General features: G+C 65.3%; 1 protein-coding gene. It reads right to left on the bottom strand.

The features are described from left to right. Positions 1-303 (bottom strand): hypothetical protein (locus EIP75_RS24250; RefSeq protein ID WP_199758695.1); only part of this gene is annotated, 303 nt, incomplete at both ends.

The following is a 303-nucleotide window of genomic DNA, read 5'->3' as shown; positions in this document are numbered from 1 at the left end:
GGCCAGCGTGCCGGACACCAGCAGCACGGCGCCGAACGGGTCCATGATCATGCCCAGCAGCACCTTGACCACCACCAGGAAGGCCATGGCCGTCCAGTGGTTCTCGAACACCTTGGGTGCCAGGTTCATCACCTCGGAACGCTCGATCACGCCGCCCATGGCCAGCGACAGGGTCATCAGCGACAGCAGCGCGCCGATGTGGCCGATGGTCTCGTTGGTGGCGAAGCGGATGGAGGTCTCCACGCCGCTCTGGCGGTGGCTGGCGTAATCCGGGGTGATCTCGGCCTTGCCCTTGTTGAGGAT

It is taken from the genome of Aquabacterium soli, assembly GCF_003933735.1.
In the GTDB taxonomy this organism is placed as follows: domain Bacteria; phylum Pseudomonadota; class Gammaproteobacteria; order Burkholderiales; family Burkholderiaceae_C; genus Aquabacterium; species Aquabacterium soli.
Note: the sequence above shows the minus strand (reverse complement) of the source record. Positions and strands in the feature narration are given on the sequence as shown.